22 protein-coding genes are annotated in these 21,903 nt (G+C 70.0%); 19 read left to right on the top strand and 3 right to left on the bottom strand.

The features are described from left to right. Window positions 1-14: 14 nt before the first annotated feature. From KVY00_RS02280 to KVY00_RS02225, 12 genes are all read left to right on the top strand, one after another. Entirely contained in the window at window positions 15-2,285 is a 2,271-nt protein-coding gene (locus KVY00_RS02280) for an ATP-dependent DNA helicase RecG (protein WP_223044140.1), read from the top strand. A 126-nt stretch (window positions 2,286-2,411) separates the two neighbouring features. After that, window positions 2,412-3,323 (top strand): ABC transporter ATP-binding protein, encoded by a 912-nt coding sequence (locus KVY00_RS02275; RefSeq protein WP_223044139.1) that lies wholly within the window; start codon window positions 2,412-2,414, stop codon window positions 3,321-3,323. Between the two features lie 43 nt (window positions 3,324-3,366). Next, window positions 3,367-4,311 carry an ABC transporter permease subunit gene (locus KVY00_RS02270; RefSeq protein ID WP_223044138.1) on the top strand — a complete coding sequence of 315 codons (945 nt, stop codon included), beginning with the start codon at window positions 3,367-3,369 and terminating at the stop codon, window positions 4,309-4,311. Between the two features lie 29 nt (window positions 4,312-4,340). Beyond that, the gene (locus tag KVY00_RS02265) at window positions 4,341-5,714 is read left to right on the top strand and encodes a sensor histidine kinase (RefSeq protein ID WP_223044137.1); all 1,374 of its coding nucleotides are present in this window, start codon (window positions 4,341-4,343) and stop codon (window positions 5,712-5,714) included. Then, the gene (locus tag KVY00_RS02260; protein ID WP_223044136.1) at window positions 5,711-6,409 is read left to right on the top strand and encodes a response regulator; all 699 of its coding nucleotides are present in this window, start codon (window positions 5,711-5,713) and stop codon (window positions 6,407-6,409) included. The genes KVY00_RS02265 and KVY00_RS02260 overlap by 4 nt, the downstream gene beginning before the upstream one ends. A gap of 33 nt (window positions 6,410-6,442) precedes the next feature. Beyond that, on the top strand, window positions 6,443-6,937 hold the full coding sequence (gene coaD, locus KVY00_RS02255) for a pantetheine-phosphate adenylyltransferase (protein WP_223044135.1): 495 nt from the start codon (window positions 6,443-6,445) through the stop codon (window positions 6,935-6,937). Next, window positions 6,937-7,485 (top strand): YceD family protein, encoded by a 549-nt coding sequence (locus KVY00_RS02250; RefSeq protein ID WP_223044134.1) that lies wholly within the window; start codon window positions 6,937-6,939, stop codon window positions 7,483-7,485. Before coaD ends, KVY00_RS02250 begins: the two co-directional genes overlap by 1 nt. Before the next feature lie 13 nt (window positions 7,486-7,498). Further along, window positions 7,499-7,702, top strand: coding sequence for a 50S ribosomal protein L32 (gene rpmF / locus KVY00_RS02245; protein ID WP_017885009.1), 204 nt, complete (start codon window positions 7,499-7,501; stop codon window positions 7,700-7,702). A gap of 61 nt (window positions 7,703-7,763) precedes the next feature. Continuing rightward, the gene (gene rnc / locus KVY00_RS02240; protein ID WP_223045144.1) at window positions 7,764-8,435 is read left to right on the top strand and encodes a ribonuclease III; all 672 of its coding nucleotides are present in this window, start codon (window positions 7,764-7,766) and stop codon (window positions 8,433-8,435) included. Window positions 8,436-8,440: 5 nt separating this feature from the next. Next, complete coding sequence (mutM, locus tag KVY00_RS02235; RefSeq protein ID WP_223044133.1) at window positions 8,441-9,424, top strand: bifunctional DNA-formamidopyrimidine glycosylase/DNA-(apurinic or apyrimidinic site) lyase; 984 nt, start codon at window positions 8,441-8,443, stop codon at window positions 9,422-9,424. Window positions 9,425-9,513: 89 nt separating this feature from the next. After that, window positions 9,514-9,978: a phage tail protein gene (locus tag KVY00_RS02230; protein ID WP_223044132.1), complete on the top strand. Its 465-nt coding sequence runs from the start codon at window positions 9,514-9,516 to the stop codon at window positions 9,976-9,978. Window positions 9,979-9,986: 8 nt separating this feature from the next. Then, window positions 9,987-10,610: a maleylpyruvate isomerase N-terminal domain-containing protein gene (locus KVY00_RS02225; RefSeq protein ID WP_223044131.1), complete on the top strand. Its 624-nt coding sequence runs from the start codon at window positions 9,987-9,989 to the stop codon at window positions 10,608-10,610. Between the two features lie 18 nt (window positions 10,611-10,628). On the opposite strand, the gene KVY00_RS15635 is transcribed toward KVY00_RS02225, so the two are convergent. Then, window positions 10,629-11,207 (bottom strand): HXXEE domain-containing protein, encoded by a 579-nt coding sequence (locus KVY00_RS15635; protein WP_223044130.1) that lies wholly within the window; start codon window positions 11,205-11,207, stop codon window positions 10,629-10,631. Between the two features lie 83 nt (window positions 11,208-11,290). Here KVY00_RS15635 and chrA point away from each other — a divergent pair, with 83 nt between their 5' ends. Continuing rightward, window positions 11,291-12,505, top strand: coding sequence for a chromate efflux transporter (gene chrA, locus KVY00_RS02215; RefSeq protein ID WP_223045143.1), 1,215 nt, complete (start codon window positions 11,291-11,293; stop codon window positions 12,503-12,505). A gap of 55 nt (window positions 12,506-12,560) precedes the next feature. Here chrA and KVY00_RS02210 read toward each other — a convergent pair whose 3' ends face one another. Then, window positions 12,561-12,971 (bottom strand): DUF6157 family protein, encoded by a 411-nt coding sequence (locus KVY00_RS02210; RefSeq protein ID WP_223044129.1) that lies wholly within the window; start codon window positions 12,969-12,971, stop codon window positions 12,561-12,563. Window positions 12,972-13,049: 78 nt separating this feature from the next. Here KVY00_RS02210 and KVY00_RS02205 point away from each other — a divergent pair, with 78 nt between their 5' ends. Beyond that, window positions 13,050-13,709 (top strand): DUF1345 domain-containing protein, encoded by a 660-nt coding sequence (locus KVY00_RS02205; protein WP_223044128.1) that lies wholly within the window; start codon window positions 13,050-13,052, stop codon window positions 13,707-13,709. A gap of 5 nt (window positions 13,710-13,714) precedes the next feature. Next, window positions 13,715-14,272, top strand: a complete 558-nt coding sequence (locus tag KVY00_RS02200; protein WP_223044127.1) for a hypothetical protein — start codon at window positions 13,715-13,717, stop codon at window positions 14,270-14,272. On the opposite strand, the gene KVY00_RS02195 is transcribed toward KVY00_RS02200, so the two are convergent. Beyond that, complete coding sequence (locus KVY00_RS02195; protein WP_223044126.1) at window positions 14,227-15,645, bottom strand: HNH endonuclease signature motif containing protein; 1,419 nt, start codon at window positions 15,643-15,645, stop codon at window positions 14,227-14,229. The genes KVY00_RS02200 and KVY00_RS02195 overlap by 46 nt on opposite strands. Before the next feature lie 315 nt (window positions 15,646-15,960). Here KVY00_RS02195 and KVY00_RS02190 point away from each other — a divergent pair, with 315 nt between their 5' ends. From KVY00_RS02190 to ftsY, 4 genes are all read left to right on the top strand, one after another. Beyond that, window positions 15,961-16,359: a DUF4260 family protein gene (locus KVY00_RS02190; RefSeq protein ID WP_223044125.1), complete on the top strand. Its 399-nt coding sequence runs from the start codon at window positions 15,961-15,963 to the stop codon at window positions 16,357-16,359. Continuing rightward, on the top strand, window positions 16,356-16,934 hold the full coding sequence (locus KVY00_RS02185) for a TetR/AcrR family transcriptional regulator (RefSeq protein WP_223044124.1): 579 nt from the start codon (window positions 16,356-16,358) through the stop codon (window positions 16,932-16,934). The genes KVY00_RS02190 and KVY00_RS02185 overlap by 4 nt, the downstream gene beginning before the upstream one ends. A 256-nt stretch (window positions 16,935-17,190) precedes the next feature. Continuing rightward, window positions 17,191-20,904 carry a chromosome segregation SMC family protein gene (locus KVY00_RS02180; protein WP_223044123.1) on the top strand — a complete coding sequence of 1,238 codons (3,714 nt, stop codon included), beginning with the start codon at window positions 17,191-17,193 and terminating at the stop codon, window positions 20,902-20,904. Window positions 20,905-20,949: 45 nt separating this feature from the next. Beyond that, window positions 20,950-21,825 carry a signal recognition particle-docking protein FtsY gene (ftsY, locus tag KVY00_RS02175; RefSeq protein ID WP_223044122.1) on the top strand — a complete coding sequence of 292 codons (876 nt, stop codon included), beginning with the start codon at window positions 20,950-20,952 and terminating at the stop codon, window positions 21,823-21,825. The last annotated feature ends 78 nt before the right edge of the window (window positions 21,826-21,903 follow it).

Genomic DNA, 21,903 nt, shown 5'->3' with positions numbered 1-21,903 from the left:
GATACGCTAGAGGCATGGTTCTCGCGACACTCGATACGCCGCTCGACGGGGTCGTCGGCGCGCGCACCGCGAAGCCGCTCGAGCGCGCCTTCGGGGTGCGCACCGTGGGGGAGCTGCTGCACCATATTCCGCGCCGGTACTCGCGACGCGGCGAGCTGACGCCGCTCATGGGGCTGCCGCTCGGCGAGCAGATCACGGTCGTGGCGCAGGTGCTCGACGTGCGCGAGCGTCAGATGCAGCGCCGCCGCGGCAAGATACTCGAGGCCCGCATCACCGACGGCACCGGCACGCTCACGCTCACGTTCTTCAACCAGCCCTACCGCATCCGCGATCTCGTGCCGGGGCGGCGGGGCATCTTCGCCGGCAAGGTCAGCGAGTACCGCGGGCAGTTGCAGTTGCAGCATCCCGAGTACGAGATGTTCGAGAACCGCGACGAGGCCCCGGGGGGCGCGCAGCTCGACGAGGCCGCGGCCCGCGCCTGGGCCGAGACACCGGTGCCGATCTATCCGGCCACCGCGCAGATGCCGAGCTGGACGGTGCAGCGCGCGGTCGAGCTCGCCCTCGACGCGCTCGGTCCGGTCGCCGATCCGCTGCCCGCCGAGATCCGCGAGGCCGAGGGCGTCATGGCGTACGGGCCGGCGCTCGAACTGATCCATCGCCCCCAGCACGACGCCGACTGGCGCGGCGCCCAGCAGAGTCTGCGGTTCCGCGAGGCCTTCGAGCTGCAGCTCGCGTTACTCGACCGCAGGCGCCGGGCGAGCCTCGAGGCGAGCACGCCGAGGCCGCTGTCGGGCGCGGAGGCCGGGGGATCGGGGCCGGGGGCTGGAACAGGAGCGGGGCCGGGATCAGGATCCGGATCAGGATCAAGTTCAGGATCCACACCGCTCGACCGCTTTGACGCCGCGCTGCCGTTCGACCTGACGGGTGACCAGCGCCGCGCCGGCGAGACCATCTCGCACGAGTTGGCCCAGCCCCACCCGATGCACCGGCTGCTGCAGGGCGAGGTCGGGTCGGGCAAGACGCTCGTCGCGCTGCGCGCCATGCTGCAGGTGGCCGGGAGCGGCGGCCAGAGCGCACTGCTCGCCCCCACCGAGGTGCTCGCGGCGCAGCACTTCCGCTCGATCGTCGACGCTCTCGGCCCCGACCTCGCGGCCGAGCTCAATCCCGTGCTGCTGACCGGGCGCATACAGGCGGCGGAGCGCAAGCGGGCGCTGCTCTCGCTCGCCTCCGGCACCTGTCGGATCGCGGTCGGCACGCACGCCCTCATCGGCGAGAACGTGACCTTCTACGACCTCGGCCTCATCGTGGTCGACGAGCAGCACCGCTTCGGTGTCGAGCAGCGCGAGGCCCTGCGCCGCAAGGGCACCTCGCCGCACGTGCTCGCCATGACGGCGACGCCGATCCCGCGCACGGTCGCGCTCACCGCGTTCGGCGACCTCGAGGTCACCACGATCCGCGAGCTGCCCCCGGGGCGACAGGGCATCGAGACCTTCACCGTGCCCGAGCTCGAGATGCCGAACCGCGCGGCCCGTGTGTGGGCGCGCACCGCAGAGGATCTCGCCGCCGGGCGTCAGGTCTACGTGGTCTGCCCAGCGATCTCTGCGGGCGAGGTCGATCCCGAACTCGAGAACGAGGTCGAGAACGAGGACGCCGAAGCCGCGCGGCCGAGACCGCTCGCGAACGTCGAGGACACGGTCGCCGAGCTGCGGCGGCGCCCCGAGTACGCGGGCGTGCAGATCGAGGGGCTCGACGGCGGGATGACCTCGGATGAGAAGGACCGCGTGATGCGCGGTTTCGCGGAGGGGCGGATCGGGATCCTCGTCGCCACCACCGTCATCGAGGTCGGCGTCAACGTTCCGAATGCCTCGATCATGATCGTGCGAGACGCCGACCGCTTCGGCATCTCGCAACTGCACCAGTTGCGAGGTCGGGTGGGCCGCGGCGAGCATCCGGGTCTGTGCCTGCTGATGACCACGGCCGCACAGGGGACGGTCGCGCGCGAGCGCATCGAGGCGGTCGCCGCGACCTCCGACGGCTTCGCCCTGGCCGAGATCGACCTCGAGCTGCGGCGCGAGGGCGATATCCTCGGCACCGCGCAGTCGGGCGGGCGCTCCACTCTGAAGCTGCTGCGCGTGGCCGAGCACGGCGAGCTGATCGCGCACGCCCGCGAGGTCGCGGCGGCGCTCCTCGAGCGCGATCCCGAACTCGAGACGGCCCCCGGCCTCGCCGAGCTCATCGCCCGCGAGCACGAGGCGGGCCTGCTCGACAACCTCGCGAAGTCCTAGAGACCGGTACCCAGGTACCACACGGAGGGCACTCGGGGTCGATCCGCGCCCTGCTCGGCGATCCTACGGTGGAAGCAACGATGCAGCACTCTGCAGCACCGCACGCACCACGCGAAGGAGACCATCATGATCGAGGCACGAGGCCTGAGCAAGCAGTACGGCAAGAAGACCGCCGTCGACGACATCAGCTTCTCGATCAAGTCGGGTCAGGTGACCGGCTTCCTGGGCCCGAACGGCGCCGGCAAATCGACGAGCATGCGGCTCATGGTGGGGCTGGATCGCCCCTCGGCTGGCACGGTCACCGTGAACGGCAAGCGCTACGCCGACTCGCACGCGCCGCTGGCCGAGGTCGGTGCCCTGCTCGACGCCAAGGGCGTGCACCCCGGGCGCACCGCCCGCGGGCACCTGCGCGCACTCGCGGCGACGCACGGCATCCCGGATCGCCGAGTGCACGAGGTGCTCGAGCAGACGGGCCTCTCCGCGGTCGCGAACAAGCGGGTCGGCGGCTTCTCGCTCGGCATGGGGCAGCGGCTCGGGATCGCGGCCGCGCTGCTCGGCGACCCGCAGACGCTGATTCTCGACGAGCCCGTGAACGGCCTCGATCCCGATGGCGTGCTCTGGGTGCGGCAGCTGCTGCGCCACCTCGCCGGTGAAGGGCGGACGGTGCTGCTCTCGAGCCACCTGATGAGCGAGATGGCGCAGACCGCCGACCACGTCATCGTGCTGGGGCGGGGGCGCGTCGTCGCCGACGCGCCGATCGCGGATTTCGTCGCGGGCGGCGGCGCGCAGCGCGAGCGGGTGCGGGTGCAGAGCCCCGAAGCCGCGAAGCTCGCGTCGCTGCTCATGGGAACTGAAGGCGTGCAGCTCGATCCCGAGGGCGACCAGGGCTTCACCGCCAGGGGGATCACGGCAGCCGAGATCGGACGCGCCGCCGCTGCCCACGGCATCGAGCTGCACGAGCTCAGCCCGGTCTCCTCGTCGCTCGAGGACGCCTACCTCGCTCTCACCCGCGGCGAGCTCGAGTACGAGACCGCTTAAATACGCCTGGGTTCTAAATAGGCCTGAGTTGAAGGAAGACATCATGACCTCCACCATCACCATCGACGCGAGCACGGTTCCCGGTGAGAACGCCGGCGGATCCTCCGCTCGCTCCGCCCGGCAGTCCGCCCGCCCGATCATGGGCGCGCCACGCCTCACCTTCGGCGGCGTGCTCCGCTCCGAACGCATCAAGCTGCTCTCGCTGCGCAGCATTCGTCTCACGCTGCTCATCACCGTGCTCGTCGGGCTCGGATTGAGCACGATGATCGCGCTGCTGTGGAGCAGCGAAGCGGGCAGCCCCGATTCCATGATGACCCTGGACGCCGCCGGGCTGCAGAGCTACCTGCTGATCGTCTCGACGTTCACCGCACCGTTCCTGGCACTCGTGTTCGGGGTGCTCGGGGTGTTCGCCGTGACGAGCGAGTACTCGAGCGGCATGATCCTCTCCACCCTCACCGCGGTTCCTCGCCGCACGCCGGTGATCGTGGCGAAGGCGATCGTCACCGCGGTCGTCGCAGCGATCACCGCCCTCGTGCTCGTGCTCGGCGGGTTGGCGCTCGCGATCGCGTTCCTGCCGCAGGCTGCCGAGCAGCTCGGTTCCGCGACGGTCATCTCGGGCGGCCTCGGCACCCTGGCCTATCTCGTGCTCATCACCCTGCTGGCATTCGGCATCGCCGCGATGCTGCGTTCGACCGCCGGCGGCATCGCCGTGATCGCTGGCATCACGTTCGTGCTGCCGATCGCGATGCAGATGCTCATGCTCACCGGGTGGGAGTGGCTGCCGACCGTCTCCGCGTACCTCCCGGGCGACCTCGGCGGTACCCTCTCGATGGGGCTCCCCGCTCCGGGCGCTCCCGGGGCCGGTGTTCCCGGCGCTCCCGGTGCGGTCGGTCCCGACTACTGGGGCGCGCTGATCGCGATGGCGATCTGGGCAGCGGCCGCGCTCGTGCCCGCGGCGCTCCTCTTCAAGCGCCGCGATGCGCGCTGAGCGACGGGAAGAATCACTAGGGTGAAGGGGTGAGCATCGAACAGTCGACCGCGGCCGAGGTGCGGCTGCCGCGCCCGCCGGGAGTGATCCGGCGGGCGCTGGCCGCGCACCCGCTCGCGGTCGACGTGTTCATCGTCGTCTGGTACTTCATCGGATGCGGGCTCGCGCTCGGCATCGACATGGTGGGCATGCTGAGCGCGAGCACCGCCTACGGGGCGCCCTATTACCTGCACGGTGCGTGGTGGCTGCTGGCGCTGGTCAAGGCTCTGATCATCGCGCTCGCGCTGCTGTACCGCCGCCGTTTCCCGCTGGCCGGGCTCATCGTGGTGACCCTGCTGCTGCTCTGGGAGTACAGCGCGCAGGCCCTGCCCAACAGCGTCGCGCTGCTCTTCATGATCTACGCGGTGCCGGTGTATCGCAGTGTGGCCGCCGGGTGGGTCGGCTACGGGGTGGCGGTTGCGGGATCGATCCTGAGCTATTTCCTCACGGGAGGGGCCGGGGAGGTCTCGGCGGAGACGGCGGTGCCGGGCGGGGTCTTCCTGGCCGACGGCAACGGCTTCAGAGCGACGGAGTTCATCGCGCTCACGGTGATGACCGCGATCTGGTATCTCGCGATACTGATGCTGGGCATCAACCTCGGCAACCGCCGCCGCTACGTCCAGGCGATCATCGATCGGGCCCACCAGCTCGCGAGAGAGCGCGACCAGCTGGCGCAGCTCGCCGTGGCGGAGGAGCGATCCCGCATCGCGCGGGAGATGCACGACATCGTGGCGCACTCGCTATCGGTGATGATCGCCCTCTCGGAGGGTGCGGTGCGCGCGGCGCAGGCCGCACCCGATGCCGCAGCCGATGCGATGTCGCGCAGTGCGGAGACCGGGCGCACGGCCCTCGCCGAGATGCGCCGCCTGCTGGGTGCGCTCACGGACCAGGGCGAGCAGGCGGAGCTCGTGCCGCAGCCGGGAGTGCAGGATCTGCCCGAGCTCGTGAGGGGCTTCCGGGATGCGGGCGTCGACGCGCGCCTTGAGATATCGGGTGAGGCCTCGGGGGATCGCGGACAGGATCTCGCGGTCTACCGCGTGGTGCAGGAGGGGCTCACGAACGTGCTGCGCTACGCGGGCACGGGCGCGCAGGCGGAGGTCCGCGTGGAGCGGCTGCCCGATCGCACCGTGGTCGAGGTGCGCGATTTCGGCGCGGTGCCCGGATCGTCGACTCCCGTATCGGGGGTCGGTTCGGGGCGCGGGATCGCCGGCCTGCGCGAGCGGGCGCGAGTATTCGGCGGAGAGATCTCCGCGGGCCCCACCCATATGGTGGGCGGGGGGTGGCTGCTGCGAGCGGTGCTGCCGGTCAGCGCGGCGGCTCGAGAACGGGTCGCTGGCACCTGGAACGAAGAGGAGAAGCGATGAGCGAGGCTCAGATCAGGGTGATGCTGGTCGATGACCAGGAACTGATCCGCACGGGGTTCAGGCTGGTGCTGCTGGCCGAGCCGGGCATCGACGTGGTCGCGGAGGCCGCAGACGGTGAAGCCGCGCTCGCCGAGCTGGCGAGGCTCGAGGCCGAGGGGCGGGGGTGCGATGTCGTGCTGATGGACGTGCGGATGCCGGGTATGAACGGCATCGAGGCGACCGGGCGCATCGTGGCCGAGCACCCGGACACGCGGGTGCTGGTGCTCACCACCTTCGACCTCGACGAGTACGCCACGGGGGCCATTCAGGCGGGCGCGAGCGGGTTCCTGCTCAAGGACGCACGCCCCGACGACCTCGTCGATGCGATCCAGCGCGTCGCTGCCGGCGACGCCGCCATGGCGCCGAGCGTCACGCGCCGGCTCATCGAGCAGATCCGCCAGACCGAGCCTGCGGGGCGACCGCGCGACGAACACACCGCGGTCGCCGCCGAGCCCGGCGAGGTCTTCGAGGTGCTCACCGAGCGCGAGCTCGACGTGCTGCGGCTCATCGCCGAGGGGCTCAACAACTCGGAGATCAGCGCCGAGCTGTTCCTCTCGGAGTCGACGGTCAAGACCCATGTCGGGCGCGTGCTCGCCAAGCTGCAGCTGCGCGACCGCGTGCACGCCGTGATCTTCGCGAAGCAGCACGGCCTCTGATTCTTCCAAGCTGCGACAGATAGGGTGGGAAGCATGACCAAGATCGCTGTCGTACCCGGATCTTTCGATCCGGTCACTCTCGGACACCTCGACGTGATTCGTCGCGCCGCCGACATCTTCGACGAGGTGCACGTGCTCGTCGTGCACAACCCGGGCAAGGACGCGATGCTGCCCATCTCGGAGCGTGTCGGGCTGATCCAGAAGGCGCTCGACGAGGACCCGCAGATGCCCCGCAACATCCTCGTCGCCTCCTGGTCGGTCGGCCTGCTGGTCGACTACTGCACGGAGGTGGGGGCGTCGGTGCTCGTGAAGGGCATTCGGTCGCAGATCGACGTCGCCTACGAGACGCCCATGGTGATCATGAATCGCAGCCTCGCCGGTGTCGAGACGGTGTTCCTGCTTCCCGACCCCGGGCACGCTCACGTGTCGAGCACGCTGGTGCGCCAGGTCTCGGCGTTGGGCGGCGATGTCTCCCCGTACGTGCCGCCCGCCGTCGCACGCTTCCTCGCCAAGACGAGGCCGGCCTGATGAGCGGCGCACGAGTGTTCCACGAGAACATCCGCGACATCTACAACCGTCCGGGGGAGATGCGCGAGCGATCCCGCACCGTGGCCGCTCCCGAAAAGCTCGGTGAGGGCCTCGCGTGGGTGGCCGAGGGGGAGGACATCAACCTCGACCTTCGTCTCGAATCCGTGCACGAGGGGATCCTCGTGTCGGCCGAGGTCGGCACGACGGTGCACGCGGAGTGCGGGCGGTGCCTGAAAGAGTTCGCCACGCCGTTTCAAGTCGAGTTTCAGGAGCTTTTCGCGTATACTCCTACGGAGGCCGACGAGTACGGGGTTCACGGTGATCACGTGGATCTTGAACCCCCGCTCCGAGACGCGGTAGTGCTTGCACTGCCGTTCCAGCCAGTGTGCCGCCCGGACTGCCCGGGGCTCGACCCCGAGTCCGGTGAGTTGCGCGAGGCCGAGGCTGCAGCCGAGTCCGTTGCGGTCGATCCGCGGTGGGCTGCGCTGGCCGGGTTTCTGGCCGAAGAAAAAGACGTGGATCGGTCTTCCGATCCTGAAGGCAACTAGGAAAGAGAGCATCATGGCTGTTCCCAAGCGCAAGATGTCGCGTTCGAACACCCGTCACCGCCGTTCGGCGTGGAAGGCCGAGGCCCCCAAGCTGGTGAAGACCGTCGAGAACGGCCGCACCGTCTACAGCCTCCCGCACCGCGCTCGCGTGGTCGAGGACTCGCAGGGCAACGCCCTCTTCCTCGAGTACAAGGGCCGCAAGGTCGCCGACGCGTAAGTTGGCTTCGAACCCTCGAGAGCCGTCGGGAACGCCGCAGGGCGACCCCGGCGGCTTTCTCGTGCCCTTCGGCGTGACCGTCGATCCCGAATTGCTCGACCTCGCGCTGACGCACCGCTCGTGGGCCTACGAGCAGGGTGGAGCGCCACACAACGAGCGACTCGAGTTCCTCGGCGACTCGATTCTCGGCCAGGCGGTCACGGTCAAGCTGTACCGCGATTACCCGGAGCTGAGCGAGGGCGAGCTCGCGAAGCGACGCTCGGCACTCGTGTCGACCGTGGCGCTCGCGGAGGTCGCCCGGGGCCTCGGGCTCGGAGCGTCGCTGCGGCTGGGGAAGGGCGAGAAGCAGACGGGCGGCAGGGACAAGGATTCGATCCTCGCCGATACCGTCGAGGCGATCATCGGCGCGGTCTTCCTCTCGACCGATGCTGAGACGGCCAACCGCTTCGTACTCGACCTCGTGGCTCCGCTGTTCGCGGATCCCGATCGCTTCACCGTGGCCGTCGATCCCAAGACGTCGCTGCAGAAGGAGGCCGCGCGACGCGGTCTGCCGCACCCGCCCTACGAGACCTCGGGCTCCGGCCCGGATCACGATCGGCGCTACACCTCCCGCGTCACCCTCGACGGCATCGTCGGTGTGGGCGAGGGCACGAGCAAGAAGACGGCCGAGCTCGCCGCGGCGCGCGACGCCGTCGAGCAGCTGCGCGTGCGTCGCAAGTCGCGCAAGAAGTAGCTCGCGTGCCCGAGCTTCCCGAAGTCGAGGTCGTGCGCGCCGGTCTCGCTCCCGCGGTGACCGGAGCGACGGTGATCGCCGCGGAGGTGCGCGACCCGCGCGCACTCAAGAGGCACCTGCCGCTCGGCGTCGACGGGTTGCCCGGCGATGACGGGCTGGGTGGGCACGGTGTCACGCTGACCCCGGAGGCCGGACTCGCGCGCTCCGCCGATTTCGAGCGTCGGGTGGCGGGCCTGCGGCTCGCCGCGCCGCAGCGCCGGGGCAAGTTCCTGTGGATTCCGATCGCTCTGAACGCGGGGGACGGCCTCCCTTCGCCTGTCGAGAACATGCCCAGCCAGGCGCTGCTCGCCCATCTCGGCATGAGCGGACAGCTGCTGCTGCGCTCGCTCGACGCCCCCGACGATCGGCACGTGCGGATCCGGCTGTGGATCCAGCATCCCGAGCACGGCGAGCTGAGGCTCGACTTCGCCGATCAGCGCCTGTTCGGCTCGCTCGCCCTCGACGGGCTCTCCGCGGCGGCGGGCGGCGGCGCGATCCCGAATCAGGCCCGCCATATCGCGCGCGACCCGCTCGATCCGGCCTTCGACGACGACGCGTTCGTCGCGGCGCTGCGGTCGCGCAGCGCCGGGGTGAAGAAGCTGCTGCTCGATCAGACCCTCGTGAGCGGCGTCGGCAACATCTACGCCGATGAGGCGCTGTGGCGGGCGCGACTGCATCCCGAGACCGCGGGCACGTCGATCGGGCCGCGCAAGGCGCGAGATCTGCTCACGGCGCTGCGCGACGTGTTCGCGAAGGCGCTGGCCGAGGGCGGCACGAGCTTCGACGCCCAGTACGTCAACGTGAACGGCCAGGCGGGGTACTTCGCCCACTCGCTGAACGCGTACGGGCGCACGGGGGAGCCGTGCCCCCGCTGCGGCGAGCCGATCAGGCGCGTGCCGTTCGGCGGGCGCTCGAGCCACTTCTGCCCGCGGTGTCAGCGGCGCCGGTGATCCGACTCGCGCTCGCTCTGAAGGCTGGATACAACCGCTCCTCCGTCTCTCCCGCTATCGTGTGAGGAACAGTGCTCATTGGAGGATCCATGCCCTACGTCGTCGACTTCGTGAACCCCTCGACTCAGGGTCTCGAGACCTCGCCCGTCGCCGAGGCTCTCGCCGGTCTCCGCGCGAACGAGGCGCGCTACTTCAAGAACAAGTACGACCACGAGTTCACGGTGAGTCCGGTCGAGGAGGATCCCCAGACGCTCGAGTGGGTGACCCGTGTGCTGAAGGAGGAGCGCGATATCGTCATCGCCAGCCGCCCTCTCGAGGTGAGCAGCTTCGAAGTCGACGGGATCCGCATGGCCTACGTGTTCTACGAGTCCGGGCTCTCGATCAACGTCATGTACACGCTCGCGGAGTCGGGCAAGCGCGCCGTCGGCTTCAAGCTCTCGCAGGGCATGGAGGTCCCCGAGGAGCTCGCTTCGAAGTTCAAGTTCGCCCGCCAGCGCTCGAAGCTCGCGGGCGAGATCCGGGGTTCCTACTTCGTCGTGAAGGGCGAGTACTAGGCTGCCCGATGACCGAGCTGCCGACTGAGATCGCGCTGTTCACGGCTTCGGCCGCGTGGGCGACGCAGGTCGTTCGCGCCGTGCCGCCGTTCGCCTGGGATGGACCGGGGCTCGGAGGCTGGAACCTGCGGGCGCTCGTCGGACACACGAGCCGAGCGATGCTGACCGTCGAGCAGTACCTTGCGAGCAGGGCGTCCGAAGAGGCCGTGGCGAGTGCCGGGGAGTACTACGAGCGGGTGGCCGAGTTGTCCGGCGCTGATGATGCTGCGGTGCTGCAGCGGGGCATCGCCGCTGGCGAGCTCCTCGGTGATACTCCCGCGGCCGAGTTCTCAGCGATCGCAGATCGAGTGACCGGTCTGCTCAAGGGAGTCGAAGCTGAGCAGGATCCGCTCATCAGCACGATCGCCGGAGGCATACGGCTGAGCAGGTATCTCCCGACCCGAACCTTCGAACTGATCGTGCACGGCCTCGACATCGCACGAGCCGTCGGATCGGACGCTGAACCCCCGACACCCTGCCTCGCCCGTGCTCTCGAACTGAGCATCGATCTCGCGCTGCGCACGGGAAGGGGATCAGACCTGCTGATGCTCCTCACCGGCCGCACCTCTTCAGGGTTCTCGGTATTGCCGTAGTGGTGCGCGGTCTCATCCTCAGCATCCTGATTCTCCTCGAGACGATCCGGGGCTTCTCCACTTAGACGCAGTTCCACCGCGCAGCTCGACCGGCCTCGGAGATCTGCCTCGCCGCGGAGATCCGCCTCGCCTCGGAATCAGGCGCGCGAGAACCTGGCATGCCAGAGCAGCCGGGATCAGAATCGCAGCTCCCGCGATGTAGTCGCGGTAGCCGAGCGGCGGGCCGGCGCGTTCGATGTCGCGACGCGCGAGGGCCGCTCCCGGCCACATGACCGGGAGCGCCGTCGCGACGCCTGCGGTGTACCTGCGCTGCACGAGCGACGCCAGGAGGTGCGTCGCGACGTGTGCCTCGAGTCCCGCTGACACCGCTCGATAGAGTCTCGAACGGCCCTTCGTTCGCGCGCCGCGGTGACACGCGAATAAGACGATCGTTCCCATGAGCCCGACGGCGAGCCATGATTGGCGTTGATCGAGGCGAAGCCGTTCGACGCTGGTCTCATCGGCGAGTGCATCGCAGGTCGCCGGGAACGCGAGCGCCTCCTCGACGTCGTGGATCGCCCAGGCCACGAACAAGGCTGTCGGTCCTTTGAAGCCCATGCCCTGAGTGTAGCCGTAGCTGTCATCCAGATACCCGCTCCTTGCGCATGTGACCGCGCTCGCGACATCATGAATGCGTGCCGATGCATCGCGAGGAAAGAGTCGGTGAGGTATTCCGCGCGTTCTTGAAGCTCGGGGTGACCTCGTTCGGCGGCCCGGTCGCTCATCTCGGATACTTCCGCGAGGAGCTCATCGCGCGCCGGAAATGGGCGAGCGAATCCCAGTACGCCGAACTCGTCGCACTCTGCCAGTTCTTGCCCGGGCCGGCCTCCAGTCAGGTGGGGTTCGCCCTGGGTCTCCTCCGGGCCGGGTGGCTCGGGGCACTCGCGGCGTGGACCGCGTTCACGCTGCCGTCGGCACTGCTGCTGGTGCTGTTCGCGATCGGCGCGGTCGGCCTCGACGGACCGCTAGGCCACGGCCTGCTCGTCGGGCTCAAGGCAGTCGCCGTCGCGGTCGTCGCGCACGCGGTGTGGGGCATGGCCCGCACACTCACACCGGATCTGCGTCGCCTGCTGATCGGTCTCTTCGCGGCTGCGCTCTGCCTGCTGCTGCCGGGGAACGTCGGGCAGATCGCGGCGATCGTCGCCGGTCTGATCGCGGGGGTGCTGTGGTGCGGAGGGGTCGCCGACGAGTCCTCCGAGCCGCTCGCGATACGCGTCTCCCGCAGGGTCGGGATCTCTGCGCTGCTGCTATGCGTGCTGATGCTCGCGGCACTGCCGATCCTCGTGCGCGTCACCCAGAACAGCTGGATCGGTATCGCCGACGCCTTCTCCCGCGCCGGCGCGCTCGTCTTCGGCGGCGGGCACGTCGTCCTCCCGCTGCTGCAGGCGGAGCCGGCGGTTTCGGGCGGGGTGACGCACGAGCAGTTCCTCGCGGGTTACGGCGCGGTCCAGGCGGTGCCGGGGCCCCTGTTCACCTTCGCGGCCTACCTGGGGTTCGAGATGGAATCCGGCCTCGCAGCGGGCATTCTGGGCGCGCTCCTGGCGCTGGTCTCGGTGTTCCTCCCCGGCATGCTGCTGCTGGTCGCCGCCCTCCCGTTCTGGAGTCGGCTGCGCGCGAGCGCCGGAGCGCGCTCCGCCCTGGCGGGAGCCGGCGCGGCCGTGGTCGGGATCCTCGCCGCCGCGCTCTGCACGCCGGTCATCACCTCGGGCATCACCGGGATCGTGCCGCTCCTCATCGCGCTGGCATGTCTCGCGATGCTGCTCGTGTGGAAGCTCCCGGCGTGGCTCGTCGTCATCGGTGGAGCGTGCGCGGGGCTCGTCGCCGGGCTTCTGGGAATCCCGGTCGGCTGGGTCTAGCCGGGTCGCGGGCCGGGTCGCGGACTGGGTCCCCGACTGCGGGGGATCGGAACTCTCAGGCTCGCTTGGACCGCATGGCCCGCGTCTGTTTCAGAGCGGGGTCGTTTGCGAGCGCCCGATAGCGATCGGACTCGAGCGGTACGAGGGCGACCCGGCCCTGCGAATCGTGGTGGATGCCCCAGCCGTACCGCTTCCCCAGCGGAGACGACCGCAGACAGGCCTGGCTCTTCGCGAAGAACGCCTCGCGGGCTTCGGAAAGCTCTTCGTCGGGGATCTCCTGGCGGATGCGGTGCACCTCGAACAGCACGTCGTCGCTCGTGAGCTCGTACGGGCGTTCGGAGATGAGCCGGTATTGGAGGGATGCGACGGTGGGGCCTTTCGCGCCGTCGGAGGGTGCTTCGGCTTGCGTGACGGGGCAGTCATCTGCGACCCGGATGAACGTGTCGATGTAATTGGTGGATCCCATGCTCTCAATCTAGCCACTGCTCGCGGGAGTAGCACGGTGTTCGAGCCGCCCAGGAACGATGGGAAATATACTGCGCACATGAGTGTGAGTGCCTCCGCCCGCGTGCGCCTGCGAGTGCGATCCGCCGTCTCTATCGTGCTCGGGATCGCGGCCGGTGCCGCAGTGGCGCCATCGCTCGGGATCGCGGCCGGGTTGCTCGCCGGTTGGGGCGTCGTCGCGCTCGTGAACGTGGTCTGGGTATTGCTGACCGTCTGGTCGATGGGACCCGCCGAGACGAGGGCGCACGCGACCGCCGAGGATCCGGGGCGCAGTGCTGCGCGCGTCATCGCGGTGGTGAGCAGCGTTGCGAGCCTGATCGCGGTAGCGGTGGTGGCGGCCCAGGCGCAGCGGGCGGACGGGATCACCGCCTACCTGCTGGCGGGGATCGCGCTGCTCAGTGTGGCGAGTTCGTGGGCGCTGATCCACACGAACTACATGCTGCGCTACGCCGACCTCTACTACCGCAGCGGGGAGGACGGCGAGGCGCTCGGCGGCATCGACTTCAACCAGGCCGAACCGCCGCAGTACACCGACTTCGCCTACTTCTCGGTCGGCCTCGGAATGACGTACCAGGTGGCCGACACCGATGTGAGCCGTTCCGACGTGCGCCGCGTGGTGATCGCGCAGACCCTGCTCGGCTACCTGTTCGGCGTGGGGATCATCGCGAACGTCGTCAACCTCATCTCCGGGTTGGGGTGAGCGCCGTGGTCGATCTGCATCAGACCGAGCCGGGCTTGCCTGTCGAGCACCCCTGGCTCGCGCTCTCGCGGTGGGGGATGGCCTGGCGCGCGGCCCTGGGGCTGATAGCGGTCGGATTGTGCATCGTGATGGTGATGGCGGTCTTCGATCTCGGCACTGCCGACCCGAAGCCCGGCATGGTGCTGAGCCTGGCCGGGTTCGGCGCACCCCAGCTGGTCGTCTTCGTGCTGGTGGCCGCGCTGCTCGGGCCTTGGCTGCGACGCTACTATCCCTTCAGTCAGGCGTTGCTGTTCGGAGGCATCGGGGTCGGCGCGGCGTTCGTGCTGGCGGTTCCCTTCGAGATCGTGGCTCAGGTCGCGAATCCGAGCCCCTGGGGCGGGGGTCTGCTGCTCGTGCTCATGATCGCGGGTCTGCCCTTCTTCTTGACCGGCGCGATCGGGTACGGCCTCGCGATCTGGTCGGTGACGCGAAAAGGCGCACGGGTGTTCTGGCCGTTGCTCGCCGCGGTGCTCGCCCTCTACGTCACCCTCTGGACGCTGCACGCTATCGGGGCGTCGACGTAGCGGCGTCCGGTGGGACTTCGCCACTCCAAGACCCCGCCCGGGCGTTGTCTCGGTTTCCAGCCTCGACCTCCGAGCATCTCGAAGTGCTTGAGGGTGTGATGCTTGCGGCAGAGGTGCGCCAGATTGCCGAGCTCGGTGGGCCCGCCCTGTGCGGCAGCCACCGTGTGGTCGATGTCGCAGTGGTCGAGTCGGCGCGTGCACCCGGGGAACCTGCAGCGCTGATCACGTGCCCCCAGCAGACGCCTGAGATCTTCGGATGGGCGGTAGCGGTCCACGGTGAGCACCAGGCCGCTGACGGGGTGGGTGAGCACCCGCTCCCATGCGAGGGTGCCGCCGGCGAGCCTGCGGGCGGTCTCGCTGTCGATGGGACCGTAGCCGGCGAGCTCTGCGGGATCGCTGAACGCTGCATTGTCGCAGGAGTCGTCTCCGATGAGGGTGAGCACCGGCACCGAGACCTGAACTCGACCCGAGATCGCGCCCAGAGGGTCGCCGATGCCCGACGCCGGCTCGCCCGCGCCGTCGGCGCTGCCTGCCAGTAGCAGTTCGGTGAGCACGTCGGCCTGCGCCTGTTGCAGGGTGGGAGCCGCCGGCCCGGCCGTGTGCTCCGGGGTTGCCGCATGTCCGGCGCCGATGCCGACACCGGCGCCAGTGCCGACACTGACACCGGCGCCAGTGCCGGCGCCAGTGCCAGTGCCAGTGGCAGTGGCAGTGGCAGCGCCATGATCGGCGCTGAGGGTCCGTCTGGCGATACGCGCCAGGCGGTCCTTGATGGCGTAGGCCTCGACCGCTCCGATCGTGGCGCACAGCTCGGCCATGCCGTCTTCGAGGGGCACGATGCGCACCCCGCGTCGCTGCCTAGCGTCGCGGTGCCGCTGGTCGATGTCGCGTTCAGCGAAGCGCTCCGCGAGGCGCAGCGCGTGCGCCCGTAGCTGCCGCGCGGTGAGTTCGAGGGCGAGCGGCAGCACCTCTCGCTCGTATGCGGCGCAGGCCTGCACGTCGGCGATGATCCGCCCCGCCTCCTCGATGACCTGGGTGTGGCGCAGCGAGAGACGGCCCTCGGAGAACGCGGCGGCGGTCTGGGCGTAGCGGTCGAACAGCCGGTCGGCGTGGCTCATGCGGTGCGCGGCCGCGGTCTGACCGGTGCGGGTCGCGGCAGCGACCTCGGCCTCGACGGCACGGTGGACGAGCTCGCCGTGATCCGCGTGCCCCTCGTCTCGCGCGATCTGCGAGGCGAGTCGGGCCAGACTCGCCAGGTGCATCGCCTTGAGGTACTCGAGCTGCTGCAGCGCGACCTCGATCTGCTCGACCGCACCGATGCCCGCGTTCAGCGCGTCGCGCTGAGCGTCGGTCATGAGATGGGGGAGAGCTTGCATAGGGCCATTCCATCAGGGACCACTGACACTCATGGGGGCTCGGGCGGAGGGGATATTCCAAAGTTTCGGGAGGATTGTTATTGAGCTGCCTACAAGTGGAAGAAGCGCATGGGTGTCGAGGCGGGCGTGCGCCGCCTATGTGCGCTGCGGGTGTGCGCCGCTCGCAGGCGTTGCCGGCGCGCGCTACCCGCGCACGCGTGCGCTGCCCGCAGGCGCTGCCGGCGTGATCGGCCATGACCGCCGCAGCCTCAGCCCGATCCCGTCCCGCGCCCGCTGAGTTTGCGATGCATCCCAACGGCTAATAGCATTAGCCAAATGAACATGATGCGGGTGACCTGGGGCATGAGCGCCCTCGTCTGGTTCGGTTTCGTGGTGCTCTGGTGCGTCGCGCTCGGCTGGCCGGCCGTGGGAATCGCGGTGCTCTTCGCGATCCTGCCCGACGTCCCCCTCGTCGGCGGTTTCGCCGAGCGGGGCCGCCTCAAGGCCGAGCGGGTGCGCCTCTACAACACGCTGCACTCCATGCCCGTGCCGCTGGCCATGCTGGCGATCGGCGCCGTCGCGTTCTTCATCACCGGTGGCCTCGACGACGGCTTCTGGCCGCTCGCGCTCGTGGGCGCCGTCTGGTTCGTGCACATCGCGGCGGATCGTGCGTTCGGCTACGGGTTCCGCGACGCCGACGGCAGCATCATCCCGGTCGGCGGCGCGTTCGGGTGAGCGAGCGCCGCGCGCAGCTGCTGGATCTCGCAGAGCGTGTGCTGGAGCGCGACGGAATCGAGCGCTTCGGCATGAACGCGGTTGCCCGCGAGGCGGGGATCAGACCGCCGAGCCTCTACAAGCACTTCTCCGGGGCCGAAGACCTCGAGCACGCGCTGATCTCGCGGTGGTTCCGACGGCTCGCGCTCGCGTTCGAGGAGGGGGCTGAGAGTGACGCGGATCCAGAGCCCGCCCTCGATCCCGAGCCCGCCCTCGATCCCGAGCCCGCTGCCGCCGCCACCCTCATCGCGCGCTTCGCCGAGGTGTACCGCGAGAACGCCCTCGCCGCGCCCCAGCTCTACCGCCTGGCGACGGAACGCCCCCTCGACCGCTCGCTGCTCGAAGAGGGGGTCGAGGCGGCAGCGATGACTGCGGTGCTCGAGGCGCTCGGCGAGACCGCTGAGGATCACGATCGGGCGCGCTTCATATGGGCCGCGGCGCACGGTCTCGTCTCCCTGGAGCTGGCCGGTCGCTTCCCGCCGGAAGCCGACCTCGAAGGGCCGTGGCGGATACTCGTCGAGACCGCCGAGGCCTGAGGCCCCGCCCGCCAGCTCTTCAGCCCGCCAGCTCTCCCGCCCGTCGAGATACGGATCTCGCATACCCGGTCGCGATCCCGGGTGCGAAATTCGTATCTCGGCTCCTGATCACGCGCCCCCGCAATGGCGGGGAAGCGGCCGAACGGCGGGTACTCTCGTAGAGATCGGCGGATCACCGCCGATCGTGTGCGCCCGACCCCGGAGCGCAGAGGAACACGAGTGCCGGCGCAGGCCGGACGCGGAAAGGAAGGGCGGCGTGCACCTCAAGAGCCTCACGCTCAAGGGCTTCAAGTCCTTCGCACAGCCGACGACCTTCCAGTTCGAGCCGGGCGTCACCGCGATCGTGGGCCCGAACGGCTCGGGCAAGTCGAACGTCGTCGACGCGCTCGCCTGGGTGATGGGCGAGCAGGGTGCGAAGACGCTGCGCGGCGGCAAGATGGAGGACGTGATCTTCGCGGGCACCTCCACCCGCGGGCCGCTCGGCCGGGCCGAGGTGCGCCTGACCATCGACAACTCCGACGGCGCGCTGCCGATCGAGTACTCGGAGGTGACGATCAGCCGCACGCTGTTCCGCAACGGGTCGAGCGAGTACGCGATCAACGGCGAGAGCTGCCGGCTGCTCGATGTGCAGGAGCTGCTGAGCGACTCGGGGCTCGGGCGCGAGATGCACGTGATCGTCGGGCAGGGGCAGCTCGACGCGGTGCTGCGGGCGACCCCCGAGGATCGGCGCGGCTTCATCGAGGAGGCGGCGGGGATCCTCAAGCATCGCCGCCGCAAGGAGCGCACCCTGCGCAAGCTCGACGCGATGGAGACGAACCTCACGCGTCTGAACGACCTGGCGGGGGAGATCCGGCGACAGCTCAAACCCCTGGGGCGGCAGGCCGAGGTGGCGAAGCAGGCGCAGTCGATCGCCGCTGAGGTGCGCGACGCGAAGGCGCGCCTGCTCGCCGACGACGTGGCGCGCCTGCGTGCCGAGCTCGACGAACTCGCGAAGGACGAGGCCGAGCGGCACTCGGAGCGCATCGTGCTGCAGGAGCAGGTGGAGCAGAAGCAGCTGCGCATCCAGCGCCTCGAGCAGGATCAGCAGAGCGACGAGCTCGATGCTGCGCGGCGGGTGACCATCGGCCTCGAGTCGGTGCAGTCGAAGCTGCGCGGGCTCTATTCGCAGACCCAGCAGCGGCTCACCTTCCTGGCCACGCAGGCGGAGGCGCCCGAGCAGGTGAACCGGCTGACGCGGGCGGCCGTCGACGAGGCCGCGGAGGAGGTGCGTCGGCTCGAGGCGCTGATCCCCGAGGCCGAGACCGCCTGGGAGCGGGGAGGATCGGCGACGCGCCGTGCGCAGCAGGCGCTCGATGCGATCGACGAGCACATCGCTGCGCAGAGCGCCCTCGTCTCGAAACACGACCTGCAGCTGTCGCAGTTGCGGGGCCGGGCCGAGGCGGCCGAGCAGAAGCGGGCGGCGGTCGCGCAGGAACTGGCGAGACGCGAGCAGGCGGTCGCGCAGGCCGAGGAGCGGGCCGAGACCGCGCGACGGGAGCTCGCGGACTTCGAGGAGCGGGCGGAGGCCGAGGATCCGGGCGCGAAGGACGCCGACGCGGGGGAGCGGATCGCCGACTGGGACGCGGCGTATCGGGAGGCGCAGGATCGGCAGGGCGACGCCGAGCAGCGGCGCGACGAGGCGCGGGATCGGCTGCACGCCCTCGAGCAGGAGCGCGCCGGGCTCGAAGCGCGGGTGAGCGCGCTGACGCGATCCCTCGACCAGCGCGACGCCTCGGGCGCGCTGCTCGCCGATGCCCCCGACGGCATCGCGGGCCGCGTCTCCGACCACGTGCGGGTGCGCGAGGGAGCCGAGGCCGCCATCGGCGCGGCGCTCGGCGTCTTCGCGGACGCGCTGCTGGCCGAGTCGGAGGCCGCGGCCGGGCTCGCGATTTCGGCAGCGCACGACCGGGACCTCGGGCGGCTGCGGGCCGTGCTGGCGAGTGCCGGGAGCGGTGCAGGAGGCGGAGCGGATCCCGGCGCGAATGCCGCCCCCGAGATCGAGGGGGCGATCCGCGCCGTCGACGTGATCCTCGAGGCGCCGGCCGGGGTGCGGGGGCTTCTCGCGCGCAGCTACATCGCGGACGATCTGGAGGCCGCGATCAGCGCCTCGGCCGTGTTGCGCGAGCGGTGGCCGGGGGGCTCGTACACGGTCGTCACCGGCGGGGGAGACGTGCTCACCGAGCACACCCTGAGCGGGGGATCGGCCCTCGCTCCCTCGCGCATCGAGCTCACCGCGGAGCTGGAGCAGGCCGAGCAGGCGCGCGCCGAGGTGGCCGAGCGGATCGCGGAGACCGAGATCGAGCTGGCCGAGCTGCGCGAGGCCGCCTCCCGGGCGAAGACCGACGCCCAGAGGGCCTTCGCCGAGCTGCGGGCCGCGGACGCCCGCCTCGCGGAGGCCGCGAAGGAGCGCAACCGGCTGTCGACCCGGGCCGAGGCGGCTCAGGCCGAGGCGGAGCGCGCGCGGCAGTCGCTCGTCGCCGTCGAGCAATCGATCGAGGCCGCCGCGCAGGAGGCGGAGCGCGCGGCGCAGGCGTTCTCAGAGGCCGAGGCCGAACCGCGGCCGATCCTTGACGCGAGCCAGCGCGACGAACTGCTCGCCGAGGTCGAGCGCGCCCGCGTGGCGGAGGTCGAGCTGCGGCTCGCACTCGAGACCGCCCGCGAGCGCGCCCGCGCCGCGGAGGCCCGCCGCCGCAGCCTCGAAGAGCAGTTCGAGGCCGAGCGTCACGCCGCCGAGGAAGCGGCCCGCCGCGCCGTGCTGCGGTCGCGGCAGGCGGCGCAGGCCGAGCGCGTGGCCGATATGCTGCCGGCGATCCTCGACGCCTGCGATCGATCCCTCACCGAGGCTCGCCTCGCCCAGCAGGCCGCCGAGCAGCAGCGGGCGAAGCACAGCCAGGAGCTCACGCTGCTGCGGTCGGAGGAGTCGGAGCTGCGGCGGAAGCTGCAGAGCCTCACCGAGCGGGTGCACGGCGTCGAGCTGAAGAGCTACGAGAGAAAGCTGCAGCTCTCGGCGCTGCTCGAGCGCTCGGGCAACGAGCTCGGGCTCGTGGAGGACGTGCTGATCGCGGAGTACGGACCCGACGTGCCCGTGCCGGTGCACGCCGACGGTGTTGAGGCCGACACCCGATCTGCTGATCCCTCGGGCGAACCGGATCCCGAACCCGAGTACGCGAACGCGCTGGAGGCCGAACTGGCCGCGGAGCTGGGACTGAAGCAGGAGCGGAAAGCGCCCGAGCAGTCATCCCGTGAGCCTGCCGAATCCACTATTCCCTACGTGCGCGAGGAGCAGGAGCGGCGGCTCGCGAAGGCCGAGAAGCGCCTCTCGCAGCTCGGCCGCATCAACCCGCTCGCGCTCGAGGAGTTCGCCGCGCTCGAGCAGCGCCACCGCTTCCTCGCCGACCAGCTCAAGGATCTCGCCAAGACCCGATCCGATCTGCTGGCGATCATCGAGGAGCTCGACAGCAAGATGCAGGGCATCTTCGCCGCGGCGTTCGAGGACACCAAGGCCGCGTTCGCGGAGGTCTTCCCGATCCTCTTCCCCGGCGGCTCGGGAGAGATCTCGCTGAGCGACCCCGACGACCTGCTCGGCACGGGCATCGACATGGCGGTGAAGCCGGCGGGCAAGAAGGTGGAGCGCCTCTCGCTGCTCTCGGGAGGGGAGCGCTCCCTCGCCGCCGTCGCGTGGCTCATGGCGATCTTCCAGGCGCGGCCCAGTCCGTTCTACATCGTCGACGAGGTCGAGGCTGCCCTCGACGACGCGAATCTCGGGCGACTGCTGCAGGTGTTCGAGCGGCTGCGCGAGAACTCGCAGCTGATCGTGATCACCCACCAGAAGCGCACGATGGAGATCGCCGACGCGCTCTACGGCGTATCGATGCGGCAGGACGGCATCAGTGCGGTCGTGGGGCAGCGGATCGGCCGCGACGAGCAGTAGCGCGGGCAGCGCAGGGCAATGGCGCAGGCCCGATAGGATCATGGCATGGCTGAGCGATCCTGGTCCTTCTCGAAAGCGTTCCGCAACCTCTTCACCGGCCCCGAGCTCATCACGGAGGAGACGTGGGACGAGCTCGAGAGCGCGCTGATCACCGCCGACTTCGGCCCGGACGTGACCGACTCCATCCTCGATCAGCTGCGCGCCGACGTCGAGCGGCACCGCGTCACCGAGGTGAAGCATATGCGCAGCATGCTGCGCGACGCGATCGAGGAGCGCCTCGCGGCCTACGATCCCACGCTGCGTCTCTCCGAGCGCCCCGCGGTCATCCTGGTGGTGGGCGTCAACGGCGTCGGCAAGACCACCACCATCGGCAAGTTCGCGAAGTACCTCACCGCCTTCGACAAGCGGATCATCGTGGGAGCGGCCGACACGTTCCGCGCTGCCGCGGTCGAGCAGCTGGGAACGTGGGCCGATCGCGCCGGCGTCGACATCGTGAAGCCGCAGCAGCAGGGGCAGGATCCGGCGTCCGTCGCGTTCCAGACCGTCGAGCGGGCGAAGAACGAGGGCTACGACATCGCCATCATCGATACGGCGGGTCGGCTGCAGACCAAGGGCGGTCTCATGGACGAGCTCGGCAAGGTGAAGCGCGTCATCGAGAAGCAGGTGCCGGTCGCCGAGGTGCTGCTGGTGCTCGACGCGACCACCGGGCAGAACGGCCTCGCGCAGGCCGAGGCATTCATCGAGCACGCCGGCGTGACCGGGCTGGTGCTCACCAAGCTCGACGGCTCGGCCAAGGGCGGCTTCGTGCTGTCGGTGCAGCAGAAGACCGGGTTGCCCATCAAGCTCGTCGGCCAGGGCGAGGGCATCGGCGACCTCACCGGTTTCACCCCGCACGTCTTCGCCCAGCAGCTCGTCGGGTGATCCTGACCCGCCTTTCGACTACCGCCCCGAGCCAGAGGCCCGGCATTCTCGCTGTCAGCGAAATCCCGCCCGCGGGGT

This window comes from Leucobacter tenebrionis, assembly GCF_019884725.1.
Taxonomy (GTDB): Bacteria; Actinomycetota; Actinomycetes; order Actinomycetales; family Microbacteriaceae; genus Leucobacter; species Leucobacter tenebrionis.
Note: the sequence above shows the minus strand (reverse complement) of the source record. Positions and strands in the feature narration are given on the sequence as shown.